The 16,608-nt window shown below is 40.7% G+C and carries 15 protein-coding genes; 3 read left to right on the top strand and 12 right to left on the bottom strand.

Annotation, left to right across the window (positions count from 1 at the left end):
- Positions 1–64 precede the first annotated feature (64 nt).
- From JKG64_RS22425 to gyrB, 6 genes are all read right to left on the bottom strand, one after another.
- Entirely contained in the window at positions 65–2,293 is a 2,229-nt protein-coding gene (locus JKG64_RS22425; protein WP_210356492.1) for a sodium-translocating pyrophosphatase, read from the bottom strand.
- Between the two features lie 98 nt (positions 2,294–2,391).
- Entirely contained in the window at positions 2,392–4,290 is a 1,899-nt protein-coding gene (locus tag JKG64_RS22430) for a RecQ family ATP-dependent DNA helicase (RefSeq protein WP_210356493.1), read from the bottom strand.
- Positions 4,291–4,293: 3 nt separating this feature from the next.
- Positions 4,294–6,387, bottom strand: a complete 2,094-nt coding sequence (locus tag JKG64_RS22435; RefSeq protein ID WP_210356494.1) for a ComEC/Rec2 family competence protein — start codon at positions 6,385–6,387, stop codon at positions 4,294–4,296.
- On the bottom strand, positions 6,375–8,420 hold the full coding sequence (locus JKG64_RS22440) for a ComEA family DNA-binding protein (RefSeq protein ID WP_210356495.1): 2,046 nt from the start codon (positions 8,418–8,420) through the stop codon (positions 6,375–6,377). The genes JKG64_RS22435 and JKG64_RS22440 overlap by 13 nt, the downstream gene beginning before the upstream one ends.
- On the bottom strand, positions 8,410–9,138 hold the full coding sequence (locus JKG64_RS22445; RefSeq protein ID WP_210356496.1) for a hypothetical protein: 729 nt from the start codon (positions 9,136–9,138) through the stop codon (positions 8,410–8,412). The genes JKG64_RS22440 and JKG64_RS22445 overlap by 11 nt, the downstream gene beginning before the upstream one ends.
- A gap of 234 nt (positions 9,139–9,372) precedes the next feature.
- Entirely contained in the window at positions 9,373–11,331 is a 1,959-nt protein-coding gene (gyrB, locus tag JKG64_RS22450; protein ID WP_210356497.1) for a DNA topoisomerase (ATP-hydrolyzing) subunit B, read from the bottom strand.
- A gap of 272 nt (positions 11,332–11,603) precedes the next feature.
- On the opposite strand from gyrB, the gene JKG64_RS22455 reads away from it, so the two are divergent.
- Positions 11,604–12,224: an OmpH family outer membrane protein gene (locus JKG64_RS22455; RefSeq protein ID WP_210356498.1), complete on the top strand. Its 621-nt coding sequence runs from the start codon at positions 11,604–11,606 to the stop codon at positions 12,222–12,224.
- Positions 12,225–12,378: 154 nt separating this feature from the next.
- The gene (locus JKG64_RS22460) at positions 12,379–13,284 is read left to right on the top strand and encodes a magnesium transporter CorA family protein (RefSeq protein ID WP_210356499.1); all 906 of its coding nucleotides are present in this window, start codon (positions 12,379–12,381) and stop codon (positions 13,282–13,284) included.
- A gap of 1 nt (position 13,285) precedes the next feature.
- Here JKG64_RS22460 and tsaB read toward each other — a convergent pair whose 3' ends face one another.
- From tsaB to mscL, 5 genes are all read right to left on the bottom strand, one after another.
- The gene (tsaB, locus tag JKG64_RS22465) at positions 13,286–13,978 is read right to left on the bottom strand and encodes a tRNA (adenosine(37)-N6)-threonylcarbamoyltransferase complex dimerization subunit type 1 TsaB (RefSeq protein ID WP_210356500.1); all 693 of its coding nucleotides are present in this window, start codon (positions 13,976–13,978) and stop codon (positions 13,286–13,288) included.
- 30 nt (positions 13,979–14,008) lie between these two features.
- A complete protein-coding gene (gene yidD, locus JKG64_RS22470) occupies positions 14,009–14,260 on the bottom strand; it encodes a membrane protein insertion efficiency factor YidD (RefSeq protein WP_021071404.1) in 252 nt (83 codons plus the stop codon).
- Complete coding sequence (locus JKG64_RS22475; protein ID WP_210356501.1) at positions 14,244–14,633, bottom strand: ribonuclease P protein component; 390 nt, start codon at positions 14,631–14,633, stop codon at positions 14,244–14,246. Before JKG64_RS22475 ends, yidD begins: the two co-directional genes overlap by 17 nt.
- A 57-nt stretch (positions 14,634–14,690) precedes the next feature.
- Positions 14,691–14,849, bottom strand: a complete 159-nt coding sequence (gene rpmH, locus JKG64_RS22480) for a 50S ribosomal protein L34 (RefSeq protein ID WP_081643199.1) — start codon at positions 14,847–14,849, stop codon at positions 14,691–14,693.
- Between the two features lie 135 nt (positions 14,850–14,984).
- On the bottom strand, positions 14,985–15,392 hold the full coding sequence (gene mscL / locus JKG64_RS22485) for a large-conductance mechanosensitive channel protein MscL (RefSeq protein WP_210356502.1): 408 nt from the start codon (positions 15,390–15,392) through the stop codon (positions 14,985–14,987).
- A gap of 203 nt (positions 15,393–15,595) precedes the next feature.
- Between mscL and JKG64_RS22490 the strand changes: the two genes are divergently transcribed.
- On the top strand, positions 15,596–16,237 hold the full coding sequence (locus JKG64_RS22490; protein WP_133582524.1) for a response regulator: 642 nt from the start codon (positions 15,596–15,598) through the stop codon (positions 16,235–16,237).
- A 60-nt stretch (positions 16,238–16,297) separates the two neighbouring features.
- Here the strand turns inward: JKG64_RS22490 and JKG64_RS22495 are convergent, their stop codons facing one another.
- Entirely contained in the window at positions 16,298–16,483 is a 186-nt protein-coding gene (locus tag JKG64_RS22495) for a histone H1 (RefSeq protein WP_210356503.1), read from the bottom strand.
- Between the last annotated feature and the right edge of the window lie 125 nt (positions 16,484–16,608).

Genomic DNA, 16,608 nt, shown 5'->3' on the forward strand with positions numbered 1-16,608 from the left:
AATAGACTAAAAAAGGGGCGCCAACTGTTTGTTGAGCGCCCCCTTTTTTAGCAGACTCGTGCTACTACGTATTTTTTGTATCTAACAAGACAATTTTTTCCTTAGGAACTTCCTTACCCTTCTTCGCTGATGTCAGGCTATGTCCTCCGAGAATCGGAGCTATTACCAAACCTACCAAACAAGTAAGTTTGATCAGGATATTCATAGAAGGCCCAGATGTATCTTTAAAAGGATCTCCTACTGTATCTCCCGTAACCGCAGCTTTGTGCGCTTCCGACCCCTTGTACGTCATCTCCCCATTTATTTCTACCCCTGCCTCAAACGACTTCTTCGCGTTATCCCATGCACCTCCGGCATTATTCTGAAATATAGCCCACAGTACTCCCGACACAGCAACTCCTGCCATATATGCCCCCAAAGCCTCCGGCCCCATAATAAAGCCAACTAGAATCGGAGTGATTATCGTTAAAGCTCCGGGGAGCATCATTTCGCGTAGCGCGGCTTTGGTCGATATTTCGACACACTTATCATACTCCGGTTTGCCTGTGCCTTCCAATATTCCTGGTATTTCACGAAACTGCCGGCGTACCTCATTGACCATATCCATAGCCGCCTTGCCAACAGATTGCATCGCTAAGGCCGAAAACACTACAGGTACCATACCACCGATAAAAAGAGCGGCAAGTACATCTGCTTTAAAAATATTGATACCATCTATCCCTGTAAACGTGACATAAGCCGCAAATAAAGCAAGAGCAGTCAAGGCAGCAGAAGCGATGGCAAACCCCTTTCCTACTGCAGCAGTTGTATTACCAACCGAATCCAATACATCCGTACGCTGCCGAACCTCTTTTGGTAATTCACTCATTTCGGCAATTCCCCCTGCATTGTCAGCAATAGGACCGAAAGCATCTATGGCCAACTGCATAGCTGTGGTCGCCATCATAGCCGATGCCGCAATAGCGACTCCGTAGAATCCAGCCAAAGCATAAGATCCCCAAATCGCAAAAGCAAATAATAAGACCGATGAAAAGGTCGATATCATTCCGGTAGCCAATCCAGCTATAATATTAGTTCCAGCTCCCGTTGAGGAATTCCGTACAATATTAAGGACAGGCTTTTTCCCCAATCCAGTATAGTACTCCGTAAAAGCAGAAATTAATCCACCAACGGCCAATCCCACTAGCGTTGCATAGAAAATATTCATCCGTGGTATATCTTTCAATCCTTCGCCAAAGAACTTCATTTTTATAACCTCAGGCAACATGTATTGAATCAGAAAAAAACAAGCCACGACCGTCAAAATGATAGATACCCAGTTGCCCATATTTAGCGCCTTCTGCACTTGAGCTTCTTTAGCATCATTGCTCGATACTTTGACAAAGAAGGTACCGATGATTGAAGCCAATATACCGACTCCAGCAATTACAATCGGCAGTAAGATTGGTCCCATACCTTGAAATACATCTGTATATACCGTACCGGATGCTTCACTCATATCTTTGGTAACATAATTACCCAATACCATAGAAGCCAACACCGTCGCCACATAAGAGCCAAAGAGATCGGCTCCCATTCCCGCTACATCGCCCACGTTATCGCCCACGTTGTCGGCGATAGTTGCAGGGTTTCTAGGATCATCTTCAGGAATTCCCGCCTCTACCTTACCTACTAAGTCTGCGCCAACATCCGCGGCCTTTGTATAGATACCGCCCCCTACACGTGCGAATAAAGCAATCGATTCTGCCCCTAGAGAGAATCCTGCCAATGCTTCCAACACCACCGTCATTTCACTATAGAAGCTGTTCTCACCCGAGATAAACATTTTTACGAATAGCAGAAAAAAGATATTCAGTCCCAGAACGGCCAATCCGGCCACTCCCAATCCCATGACCGTACCACCTGAAAAGGAAACTTTCAATGCCTGAGGCAAACTGGTACGAGCGGCCTGTGTTGTACGTACATTGGCACTGGTAGCGATACGCATACCGATATTTCCAGCCAATGCAGAAAAGAAAGCACCGAATACAAACGCAATGACAATAATCCAATGCGTAGTCTCTACCAAAGTCGAAACAAAAAATAATGCGATGGAAGCAATAACGACGAAAACTAATAGAATACGATACTCTGCTTTCAGGAAGGCCATTGCCCCTTCTTGAATACTCCTTGAAATGGCTTGCATCCGGCTTTCACCCGAATCTTGTTTTTTTACCCAACTTGATTTGGATAACATAAATAATAGACCGAGCACAGCAAGGGCAGCGGGCAGGTAAATGATAAGGTTCTCCATAAACTGTTTATTTGGTTACAGTTAAAGCTATCATTTTTTTTTGACAACAGAAAACCTTTAACACTTTCTTTTTGAGACCTTTCTACGCAAAAAACAGATTAACTTGTCACCCAGTAAAATTCTGAATTACGTTCTTCGACCTTACCTAAATCGACTAATCCACGTAACACTTGGATTCGTTTGCTCTCATCTGCTACAGGAATAGCATCGATCAGTTCGTGTAGTCCCAAAGGTTTCTCCAACAATAGAACCCGTATCTCCTGCTCTATTTTTTCAGCCTGCACTGCTTTAAAATCCCGTGTCAGGCATAAATCGCAAACTCCACAGACGTCAGAATCCACTTCACCAAAGTAGTCCAATAGTGCCTGGCTCCGACATACTTTTTCATCCAGATAATGGTACAGAGCATTGACCTGTTGCTCTCGCACCTTTCTTCGCTCACGGAGAAAGTCCGAATCAATGTACAGGTTTTTATAATCCACCCGGCTCTGCAAAAACTGAAGTTGGGGTTTGTCCGTACTTTTTAAATAAGATGCAATCTGTTGTTTTTCCAGGCCCTGCAACAGTTCTACGATCACTTCATAGGGCAGTTTCAGCTTTTTGGCAAATTCGTACTCATTGATGGGCACATAAAAGTCAAAGACACCTCCATAGGTACGTAACACCGCTTTGATTATAGGATCATATTTAGCCGACTGCACCTGGAATTTATACAATTCCTGAAAATCTATTTCAAATTTTAGTCGGGAAGGTATATAGACTGCCTCTGATAATACGAGCCATCCATCACGCTCCAAGAACTTTAGCGCACTGAGGGTCTGCAACAGATCCAATCCATATTTTTTACTAAACTCGACAATATCAAAGTCAAAAAAACTCCCCTTTCCCGCACCATATGCGATCTGATAATAATTTGCCAGGTAATGATAAACCTGCTGAATAAAGGTAATCTCCGGAAAACTATTTTCCACATTCGTCCACAGCTTATCCCGATCACTTCGCTGATACAGTAGCACCGGAAATGCCTTTTTATCATCACGGCCAGCACGACCAGCTTCCTGATAGTAGGCTTCCAAAGAGTCCGGAATATCTAAGTGAATAACAAAACGAACATCCGATTTATCGATTCCCATACCAAAAGCATTCGTAGCCACAATAACCCTTGTCTTATTCGAAAACCAAGCGTCCTGTTTTATCGCACGCTCTTTCATTCCAATACCTGCGTGATAATAGTCCGCTGGCACACCGTGATTCAGTAAAAAACGAGCGACCTCCTGTGTCTCTCTTCGATTACGCACATAGACCACACCGGTTCCTCCGACCTTCTTGACGATACGTAGCATCCGATTCATCTTATTCTCCTCCTCTAGGGCCATATAGCCCAAATTAGTCCGTTCAAAGCTTCGTTTCAAAACATTTGGTGCTACAAACCCCAATTTTTCTTGGATATCGACAACAACATTGGGCGTTGCTGTTGCTGTCACTGCTAAAAACGGAACTTTAGGATGTAATTCACGAAGTTGAGCTATCTGTAGGTAAGAAGGTCGAAAATCATAACCCCATTGCGAAATACAATGCGCTTCATCAATAGCCCAGAGATTGACCTTCATATAGCGAAGACGCTCTCTAACCAAATCAGAATATAGGCGTTCGGGGGCTAAATAAAGGAACTTAGTTTTTCCAAAAATACAATTGTCCAATGCAATATCCACCTCTCTATACCCCATCCCAGAATAAATGGCTATCGCTTCGATTCCTCGGCTACGAAGCTGCTCCACCTGGTCCTTCATTAATGCAATCAGCGGACTTATGACAATGCAGATACCTTCCAGCATTAATGCCGGAACCTGAAAACAAATAGACTTACCCCCTCCTGTGGGCATTAAGGCTAAGGTATCCCGTCCATTGAGAACTGCATCAATAATATCTTCCTGTAAGGGCCGGAAGTTATCATATCCCCAATACTGCTTTAATATAGAAAGACTATTTTCAACCATATTTTATTCTTCATCCCAAACATAAGCAAAATTATTTTTCAGTATATACATCTGCTCTTCAAGAATAGTTTTATCCGCTTTAATTACCGCAATAGCATTGTCCGAATTGCTACCATCAATTAGAATAAACGGTGAGCTCTGAAGCCTATCCTCAATATCCTGTATGGTATTCCTATTATTTTTACGCCAAATGACAATATCGACTCCATTTAAAGTATCCAGAAGTGTAGTTTCCAAAATCAACAGCTTTTTCCCCCCTATTGCCAAGGTATAATTCTGTCGCCCTTCCGAGGGTAACTTTCTATATTCAATTCCCTTCGCTACAGAAAAACGTTCCAAATCCGGTAAGATGGCAAAGCGACTATCACGATGCATCAAGGAATCAAAAGTACCATGCAATATGACATTTCCTCTCTTAATCTGTGCTATAGCCAAATCCGAACGCACATTATATATGCGATATCCGCTATATTTCAATCGTTCAATATAGTGTACATTCGTCATCACCGAAAATAGCACCAAGACTGCCATTCCTATAAAAAGCATTTTTTTATTCTTAAAATTCCATGCCAAAACCACCAGTATCAGTAGGATCAACGCTAAGACGACCTGTATATCATTCCAGACAATTCCCTTCAAAACAGCCTTCGGTAGTGCCTCTAGATACTGTAATCCGTGGACTGAGAAGCGCAATAACGCTTGTAAAAGCGCGCCTATATAGACATTGATACTACCGAAAGGACATAATGCCAAAAACACACCGAGGTACATAATCCCTGTGCTGGGAAGGGCTATAAATAAATTGGCCGGAATAAAGTATGTTGGAAACTGACCAAAATAATACAATATAACAGGTAATGTAAATAGCTGAGCAGCAATAGAAATATAAGTATATTCTACAAACAGCTTCGCCCATCTGTTCATTGGAAGATATAGTTTTTTTAACAAAGGATGCAACAATAGAATTCCCAAGACAGCGAGATAAGACAGTTGAAATCCAATATCAAACAAACTTTTGGGCATAAACAAGAGCGTAAAGAGCGCTGATGCAAACAAGGTATTCAGTGTTACCTGTCGCCGATTGACAGCCAACGAGACAATAAAGAATGTAATCATAATCCCCGCTCGGAGTATAGGGGGACTCATACCCGTTAGGATAACATACCCCCATACCATTCCTACAATGAGAACGCTACGCACATGAGGCCCACTAGGAAGATAATCCATCCATTTCAACAACAGCATTAACATCCCAAAAACCAATGCGACATGCAATCCCGAGACGCTTAATATGTGTACAGTTCCCGTATTCGTAAAAGCGTTTACCATTTGCTCATCCATCTCAGATCGATACCCAAAAATTAGCGCTACAGCCAATTGAAAAGCCTGTGGGTTGTCGATATACCGCGAAAACTTGGACATCATCTCTTCTCGTAGCAATAGTGCTTTTGCCAAAAAGGGATTCCCTTTACCAACATCTACACGCATAACACGTTCCTCTGCAAGAAAGCACTGGTACCAGATATCTTTGCCCTGCAGATAGTGTTTATAATTAAACACGTTGGGATTAAAAGGAACCTGTACCTCTCGAGAACGATTCGGAACATGTAGAAGGTCACCATATTTAACAACTAAGCTCGATACGGAATCCAATCCTATGGTCACCATCATCTTACCTACTGTATGTACTTTATCGTCCTCTAGTATTACTGCTTTCACCAATGCTGGAAATCGCAACGTTTTTCCTTTAACTTGTGGCTCATCATCCACCACGATTAAAAAATGATCTCCTTTGACCTTTGAAAAATGGGAAGACTGATAGGGGGGCATAGTTCGCACCGTCAATCCTATCCCTAATACGGTCCACATGCCATAAAAAGTTACCGTATATAGAACTCTGCCCCAGTTCGATTTCCGTTTTCGAAAAGCACAGAGCTGCAAAACAAATAAGACAATAAATAAAAAAAACCAAAATTGAAAAATATCCAATCTACTATAATACGCAGCAAACACCCCTATTGCAAAAAACAGGAACGGCCTAAACATAGGTACCTTAACAAGTTCCAAGCCTAGAATATTATCTTTTACCATTGCCATCGAACCTGCACTTTTATATCCGATTTCTTTTTACCTGAGATTAAATCCAATCCCGACCCGATATCGCTCCGGTCAAAGTAATAGGTTACTGCATACCGTGCCCATAGGTCTAGATCTTTAATAATTTTATACCTCACGTTCAGATAAGTACGCATACCTTTATCATAATACATTGGAAAGCCAGACGCGTAGAGCACATCATTTTCATAAGCATAAATTCTGGAATCATATCCCTCTGAATCAAAATAGGCAACCCTAGAATTAAATTGCAATCGGGGCTGTCTCCATTGCCAAAAGGCATCCTGATAAAACAAGAATCCCTTACTTCTCCCCATCTTTTCTTTCGCAAAAAGTATCATCTCACCCCTCGAACGTATCCGCCAGCGATCACTTAACTTGTATTGAAAATCCACACGAAATTGGTTTCGATCCACATCTGCCAACATATTTGTATGACGCCCCTCTTGCGTTACATTTTCCTGCCGCAGACGATGACGAAAACGAAAAGTCAGCTTCCCGATCTTGTACCAGGTATAGGTCAATTGGCTTAAAAAATCCGTCCCCGCACTGGGTGCATCCACGCGATAGCGCAACCACGGAAAACTAAAAATATCGACATAATTTACCCACTCCACCTTTCTACTGGGATGATAAACTATCCCTGTATATATTCCTTTTTCATTAGCGACCTGACTTCCCTCTCCCAACGACTGACCATAAATAGTATGATAATCCCGTTGATAATTTCGGTAATTGGCAAACAAGGAAAATTTGGAATGTAAACTGGCTATCAGTCCATTGTTGGTCGCCCACCCACCCCTGAAACTATAAGCCGTCTCCCCAAAGAAGTAATAATTCCGAAAAGAATAATTGTAATTACCACCTATTATATGCAAACTCTTCCCTTCGTAGTCGAAATTTTGGCGTAGGTCATTCCCCTTTACTTTTAGACCATCATAGGTCGACCCCATATAGGTAAGAGCAACCTTCAGTCGATTATACCTATACCCAACGTGGCTACCATACACGATTTGCCCTAAGGCTCTTCGATAGCTCTGCTCTGTGGGCGTACGGTGCAAACCCGACTGGCTTATTGTTGTGATAAAACGATTACCATCCAGCTCCTCGACCTTTCCCGAAAGCCTATTGTAAGCAACAAAAGGAGTCCATGTAAACGCTCCACGTTCGATAGCGGCGGCTATTCCACGTTGAAAGTTACTCTCATTCATCGAAGAATAAGGCACTAGTCCCTGTCCTTGTCGAGCTACACTACCTATCCAAGCCCCTTTACCGAAACTCAAACCATTCCATGAAATAAGTCCCTGCCCAAATTGAAGTGCATAATCACCTACCACGAGTTTTTTAACATGCTTAGTTAATCCCCGCACCTCAATATGTCCCGAATAAAAATCAAATCCATACCGTTGCTTATCCGCAAAAAAAGGCTCACCTGCATCCTTCTCCATATTCAGAGCTACACGGATGCGATTGTCATAGTTCCAACGATAGCGAACCGCATAACGATTTGCATCCCCCAAATATCTACTTTTATCTTCCTCCTTTACTGCATATCCCTTACCGAGCTCTATATTTCGTCCATAACGCAACATCAACATGTGTTCATCCTTATCCATCATCGAACGAAAAGTTAGCCCTTTAAGAGGACTCGATGTAGCGATGTAGACAAAAGGCAGTATACGTTTAACAGTTTCTGCATCGAATCCTTTAATAGCCTGAAGCTCCAGTAGATTAATAAATTCACCAGATTTAGTTCGATGAAAAATCAGGTTATCGATCTGCTGAGGAGACAGAAAAAAAAGTGAACTAAGCTCTGCCTCACTTGCGGTATTGAGGTTTAAAGGCTTCCTCAAATAATAGTGTAATTTCTCTGAAATCTCACTGATATCGACATCTTCTCCCAGCTCCTCTTGCACCTGTTCCAGTAGGAGTTCTGTGACTTCTTCCTCTTGTGCCAAAGCGCAGGCAGGCAATAGACCCAACGTCATCACAAAAAATGCAAATCTAAAAACCATAAGCCAAGGATAACTGGGGAGAAGCTCCCAATCGAGTATGGAAAGAAGAAGAAATATCAAATAACAATTTTCCCAAGGTAAGACCAATACCGGCAAAATACTGCATCGGTACCAAAGTTGCCCCGCCCCTTAAAACGACTAGATTATCAATATGATAAGTAATCCCAAACCGTGGATCTACTCCGTACAAGGCACTATAGTAAACATCAGCTGTGAACAATACCTCTTTAGATATACTATACAATAATCCCGTCCCCACCTCCTTACTAATATATTGATCTATCGTATCTTCAAATCGGGAAGAAGTCACATTACGAAACAATAGACCAAGAGATAACATTTCGTTGATCGTAAAATGTGCTCCTAGATCCAAAGAAAGGGTATTATCACCGCCGTAACCTTTGACATGGTATTGGTGGTAATTGGTAGCCACTGAAGTAGAAAAAATATCACCAAATGCTCGTACATAGATAGCCCTTAGCGTCAATAGTGAAGAAGTCCCTTTCAAACCATAATTATTGATAGCTAGACCTACCGTATTGGCTGGCCCTACAGGTAAAGAGGCCAACAGTGCCTGTGCCCGAATATCATTGGTTAAAAAATGAGGCTGATAGCCTACCCCAATGTGAGGTCGTTTTAATCTAGAGATTACCGCGGCATTTGCTGTTAAACCATAGACAGAAGGCAATGCCAATCCTGTATTAGCTGTAGCCTGCATAGGTGCCCCATAAAAATTTTGTGAGCACAGTTTTAGGCTCAGAAGTAATAAGAATAATATCACACCTGACTTCATTTTGTAAACAATTGGTTTTCACTAATTTACTAAAACAAATCAATAATAAAAATAATGACATACGATTCTATTAGTTTCCAATAGAAGCCCAAAAGATCTGGTAAACAAAAAAAGCCAGATAGGAAACTATCTGGCTCTATATTAAAGATAAAAAAATCGTTAGGTATCTATCTTTGCGTATTTCGCATTTCTTTCGATAAACTCTCTTCGAGGAGCAACTTCATCGCCCATCAACATAGAGAATACGCGATCAGCTTCTGCCGCATTATCTATTGTTACCTGGCGCAATGTACGATGCTCAGGGTTCATTGTAGTTTCCCACAATTGTTCCGCGTTCATCTCTCCAAGCCCTTTATAACGCTGTACGTGTACAGAATCTTCTTTACCACTACCTTTCAAGCGTTGTATCGCTGCCAATCGCTGTTCCTCCGTCCAAGCATACTCTGACTCTTTCCCTTTTTTGACCAAATACAATGGCGGAGTGGCGATATAGATGTAACCCTTCTCGATCAATTGGCGCATATAACGGAAATAGAATGTCAGAATCAGGGTAGCAATGTGGCTACCATCAACATCCGCATCCGTCATGATAATAATCCGATGGTAACGTAATTTAGCAGTATTCAGTGCCTTTGGATCTTCCTCTGTACCCACGGATACGCCCAAAGCTGTAAACATATTCTTAATCTCCTCACTCTCGTAAATCTTATGCTCCATAGCCTTCTCTACGTTCAGGATCTTACCCCTCAGTGGCATGATAGCTTGATAGTTACGATCGCGTCCTTGCTTAGCCGTTCCACCCGCAGAGTCTCCCTCGACGAAGAAAATCTCACATAAAGCAGGGTCATTACTTGAACAGTCAGCCAATTTTCCAGGAAGCCCAGATCCACTCATCACCGTCTTACGTTGTACGAGTTCACGTGCTTTACGTGCAGCAGCTCTCGCTTGGGCAGCTATGAGTACTTTCTGAACGATAACTTTAGCTTCTCTTGGATTCTCTTCCAAGTATACGCCTAAGATCTCTCCTACAGCAACATCTACCGCGCCCATGACCTCCGTATTACCCAATTTCGTCTTAGTCTGACCTTCAAATTGTGGCTCGGCAACTTTTACAGAAATAACAGCTGTCAATCCCTCTCTAAAGTCATCACCTGTCACCTCAACTTTTGAATTCTTCAATAGTCCGGACTCATCAGCATATTTCTTCAAAATACGCGTCAGACCTCTACGAAATCCAGCGACATGTGTCCCCCCCTCTATCGTATTGATATTATTGACATAAGAATGGACATTCTCAGAATACGTATCATTGTATTGGAAAGCCAATTCGACCGGAATTCCTTGCTTAATACCTTCCAAATAAATTGGATCAGGAATTAAAGAAGTACGGTTGCCATCCAAAAACTTGACAAACTCCTGAAGTCCTCCCTCCGATAAAAATACATTTTTCTTCTCTGTACCATCCTCATTAGTTTCGCGCTCATCCAACAACGTAAGGGTGATTCCTTTATTCAAGAAAGCAAGCTCACGTAGACGGTTCGCTAATGTATCATAGTTATAAACAGTAGTCTGTGTAAAGATCTCTGGATCCGGAGAAAATGTTACGATAGTACCTGTAACATCCGAAGTACCAACTTCTTTAACATCATACATCGGCTTTCCTTTTTCATACTCTTGGTTGAATACTTTTCCTTCACGATGTACTTCTGCTTTCAGATGTATAGACAAAGCATTCACACAGGATACCCCCACACCGTGTAGTCCCCCGGATACTTTGTACGTGTCCTTATCAAACTTACCACCGGCGTGCAACACCGTCATGACGAGCTCCAATGCGGATTTATTTTCCTTTTTATTTATACCCGTCGGAATACCCCTACCATTATCTCTTACAGAAATTGAGTTGTCCTTATGGATAGTTACATGGATATCATTACAGTAACCTGCAACAGCCTCATCGATAGAGTTATCAACAACCTCGTAAACTAAATGGTGTAAACCCTTGGGGCCTGTGTCCCCAATATACATGGATGGACGTTTACGTACCGCTTCCAACCCCTCTAATACCTGGATATTATCAGCTGAATACGTTGTAGGATTCTTTTTTTCTTCGCTCATGTAATATATTAATAACAGAAAAAATTAACTCTCAAAGTTAATAAAAATTAGGCACTTAAGCAAGTGGTTCTAGGGGCAAAATAACCGCAAATACACTTTTTTTACGGACAAAAAAGCGAAAAAGATGGATTTGTAATTTTTTTATAGTAGGTTTGTTTTTCCAACGAGAAAAGGACATAAAGACATCGGCCCATAAGCCTCTCATGACTGAAATAAAGCCCTATAGAACGTTGTAAACAGAAGCATACAAAAAGATCAAAATAGACAAAAGAATGAATAGAATTTTAGCAAACTTATCAAAAGTTACTTTAGGATTAATATTAGCAGCATCGGTTGCATCATGTAATCAAAATGCATCCAATGCGCCAGCTTCTAAAAATGATAGCACAGCAGCTGCCTCTCCTGTCAAAATTCAAGAGAAAATTGTCTATGTAAACTCAGATACACTTTCTGAGAAATATGTATACTTCAAGGACATCAAATCCAAACTTGAGGCTAAAGTAAAGAAAGCTCAATCAGACCTACAGTCTAAAGGACAGGCGTTCCAAAGAGAAGTTGCAGAATATCAACAAAAAGCAGCTACAATGAGTGCTTCCGACCGCCAGGCTACCGAAGAAAAATTAGCACGCAAGCAAGATGAGCTAGGAAGATTAGACCAAAATGCTTCTCAATCCCTAGCACAAGACGAAGCAACAGAATTCAATGCGGTCTATAACGCAATTACTGAATATTTGAAAAAACACGCTGAAGAAAAAGGATATCAGTTCGTGTTGACTTATTCTAAAACAAATCCTGCTGTAATCTATGCAGATTCAAAATTAGATATTACAAAAGAGGTGGTTGAAGCATTGAACAAAGAGTACAGCGCAAAGAAACCTGCTGAAAAGAAATAGGGAAAAACCCTATACCGTAAAGAGGGATTCAAATCAAGTTTGAATCCCTCTTTTGTTTTATACGTGCCTCTCACTTGTAATCGCCGGAAACTCCTTCATTCTTGATAATATAAACCAATATGATTACTTTAATACAAAATTAAAGTAATCACCTATGGTAACATATATCCTACAGAATCCAGAAAGCAGTTTTGAATGGATTGACATATCCAATCCAAAAATAGAAGATTTCACGGAGCTGAAGGAAAAATACAAACTTAATGATGCCTCTATAAAAGATTGTTTAGAAACAGGTCACCTGCCAAAAATTGAGGAATTCGAGAACTACCACTTCCTGATACTACGATCTATTCCGAATAAATTTGACGAAGAATCAGACTCTCTTGTAGAAGTCACCGATCGCATATCCTTGTTTTACAATGAAAATGTCGTAATCACCGTACATCGAAATCAAATCGACTTTCTCGAGCGTCTTAAAACAATCGAACGCACCCACAAGCGACTACAATCCAGCAAAACACTAGTCAATGCATTAGTCTCGGATACCCTCAAAACATTTGAAGATCTAGTCTTAGGAAAAATGGCTATGCAACTTGATGAATACGAAGAGATTGTTTTCCTGCACCACCGAAGAAAACCCTTCTTAAAAAAATTATACTATATCAAAAGACAGATTGATGTCACCCGAAGTGTGCTCACACTTTACAAAGATATTGTGGATTATTTCCATATGCCGGAGTACAAAAACATCTACACACAGGACTTAAGGGATTTGTTTTCAAGAACCAGTACACTCTTTCGCAATATCTCCGAAAACACTTCCCAGTTGTTGAACATCTACTTTAATATCGAGTCCAACCATACCAACGAAATCATGCGGACACTGACCATTATATCCGTATTCTTTATGCCTTTGACGTTTATCGTCGGTGTCTATGGAATGAATTTCGAAAATATGCCTGAACTGGAATGGGAATACGGTTACGCAGGTATATTGATCATCATGGCCCTACTCTCCGTACTGATCTATTACTGGTTTAAACGAAAAAGATGGCTATAACTTAAATAAGCTTCTTAGACACCGTCGCCACAAACTCCTTAAGATAGAAGGGTTCAAAATAAATCAGGTCTTCAACCTCCTTATTTTGAAATTTCCGGAATGCGATCGTGCTTAAGTAAGCGGACGAGTGTTGGTATTCTGTATCTATTTTCACTTGCGCGCTACCTTCAAACAGTTCTTGGAACTTATTTGCTCCAGAACCAAAAAGCACGACGTTTTTCGGGGTATAAACATCAAACGTATCTGCGTCCACAATAACAGCTTCAGTCTTTTGCAGGCAATTCTTTTGATCGTCAAATACCGCCATATATACCTCCATCCGCCTTGCATCCAACATAGGGATATAAACAAAATTATCTTCAGTTTCGTTCATCGTAATATATCCTTCGTACATGCTTTCTAAGGTATTTACACCAAGCAGAGGTATATCCAATGCATAACACATTCCTTTTGCCGTAGACACCCCAATTCGAAGCCCTGTATAAGAACCAGGACCCATACTGACAGCTACTGCAGAAAGGTCTACATAATCCAACGACACACTTTTCAACAATCTATCGATACAAACGGTAAGACCTGAGGCATGCATATTCCTCTCCTCTGCCGTGAGTTCGGCAAAAAGCTTTCCGTTGTTACTGAGCGAGACCGAGCAAACTTCAGTCGCTGTGTCGATTTGCAATATATAGCTACACATAGAATGATACTTTCTGAAAACAGGTTAAATTTAGGGTACGGGATCATGCCCATGTCCTCCCCAAGGATTACAACTGGCGATACGTTTGATTGCTAGCCAACCACCTTTAAAAGGTCCGTATTTAAGGATAGCCTCCTTACCGTATTGCGAACAAGTTGGGGTATATCTACAGTTTGCTCCTAGCAATGGAGAGATAAAAAGCTGATAAAATCGTATAATCAACAAAAAGATTCCTTGCAGAATCTTCACTGCAAACAAACCGATACTATTGATTATTTTCATTGATCAACTGTGCTAGTGCTTTTTCCATTTTTGTCCACACCGTAGCAAAGGGTACTTCTTCCTTTCCCACATATTGTATCGCGAGCAACAGACCCGAAGATTTAGATTCCATGCAAGGATAAAGTGCGATAGACTTTTGCTGTCGGTAGGCTTCCCGGATCAAACGCTTAATACGATTACGATGAGGTGCGGCCTTAAATCTGCGTTTTGAAACAGATATAACTACACTCACAGGAGATTGCACTTTCTCAAGCGCTACCTCCGTATATACCATCCGAAAAGGATATACAACAAAAGAAGAACGACTATGGAAGAGCTTATTCAGTAAGCTCTTATTACATAGTCGTTCTTCTTTTTTAAATGTTTTTTTCATACGATGACAGAAAAGGCCGGAACGGCACAGTTAAAGTCACCGGCGCTAAAAAAAGTATTAGCCTTTGTGGCGATACTCGTCAGAAACACTAAGACGTTTTCTTCCTTTAGCTCTACGAGACGCTAATACTCTTCTACCATTAGCTGTGCTCATACGCTCTCTAAAACCGTGTTTGTTTCTTCTTTTTCTTTGCGAAGGCTGAAATGTTCTTTTCATGACGCTTTATTATATTTTTTTAATATTCTAACCTGTAATTATCCTTAATAGGAATGCAAAAGTACTGTATTATTTCTAAACTAGCAAGGACTAAAATCAAAAAGTTTAGTACAGCACAACTCTTTGCTGGTTAGTCTATTTGTTTTTCAATATGTCTCTGATTTCAGAAAGTAGCGTTTCCTCTTTAGAGGGTGCTGGTGGCGCTGCTGGAGCCGCTTCTTCTTTCTTATTAAAAGAATTAATTCCTTTAATCACTAGAAAAATACAGAATGCAATAATCAAAAACTGTATAATCACATTCGCGAAGTTACCATATTTGATAGCGACCTCTGCTACACCAGTAGTAGCATCAGCTTCCGTAATCACATACTTTAAATTACTGAAATCCACTCCTCCTGTGATAAAACCGATCGGAGGCATAATAACATCGTCCACCAAAGAAGTAACGATTTTACCAAATGCACCACCGATCACAACACCGACGGCTAGATCTAACACGCTACCGCGCATTGCAAATTCCTTAAACTCTTTTAAAAACCCCATAATTATCTAATTTTTGTTTTTCTATATACATACAATTATAATGATAATAATCAAAAATACGACAATATGTGCAAGTTTTTTATTATTAATTAATGTGAACAAACTAAATATATAAATGATTATTTCGTATGTTTGCAAGTAGCAATCACCTATTCAAGCTCACACTAAATAGTTGTATAAATATAAAACGCACATCCCTTTTTATGAAAAAGATACTCATTGCAGATGACCACAGCATAGTCAGATTAGGGGCTGCCGTAGTGATTAACGAAAAATTCAAAGATGTTTCTATAACTAATGCAGTCACTATAAAAGAGGTCTACGATCATCTTAAATTTGAAAAATTCGATTTATTGCTTTTAGACATCAACATGCCTGGAGGTAATAATATAAAAGTAATCGGTGAAATACTCAACTTTCAGCAGGATCTAAAAATCCTAGTCTTCTCTTCTTACGACGAGAACATCTATGCTTTACGCTACATTGAAGCAGGAGCTGCAGGCTACCTCAATAAGAATACAGCAATGGAAGAGTTGGCCAATGCTATTCAAAGCATTAAAGACCGAGGTAAGTATATGTCCAACGAAGTAAAGGATCTGTACGTACAGAAACTGACAAGTACAAAGTCTTCAATGGATCGGGTCAACCCGCTGAATAAACTCTCCAACAGGGAGATGGATGTCGCAAAACACCTTATAGAAGGCCATGGCATACTTGAGGTATCTAACCTCCTAGCATTAAGCTCATCGACCGTAAGTACCTACAAAAGCAGGATTTTTGAAAAACTAGCAGTCAACAATATACCAGATCTTATCGAGTTGTTTAAACTCCACGCTAAAGACTAATTACACATCGGGCAGGAAATACATACCTTCCCTGCCCGATGTCATTTAAGTCTCTTATTCTTATTTCTTGTTCTTCAGGTCCTGTATACCTAGACGCAGCTCCTGTGACAGTGTTTTCAATTCCTGAAGCCCCTTGCGCAGTCGCGTTCCAGCAGCTCCGTTCCCCTTCGTGTAAAACTTTTCTGCTTCAGATTCCAACCCATTCACTAAAGCTTTCAATTCTTCAAATTTGTTAATACTTGCCATAATTTATTGATTTATAGATTTTAGATTTACACCTAAAATAGCATCTTTATAACACAAAACAAAATACACAAAGCAAAAGGTCGGCTGTCTTGGACAGCCGACCTTTTTATACAGCAATAAGAAAT

Source organism: Sphingobacterium tabacisoli, from assembly GCF_017908035.1.
GTDB lineage: Bacteria > Bacteroidota > Bacteroidia > Sphingobacteriales > Sphingobacteriaceae > Sphingobacterium > Sphingobacterium tabacisoli.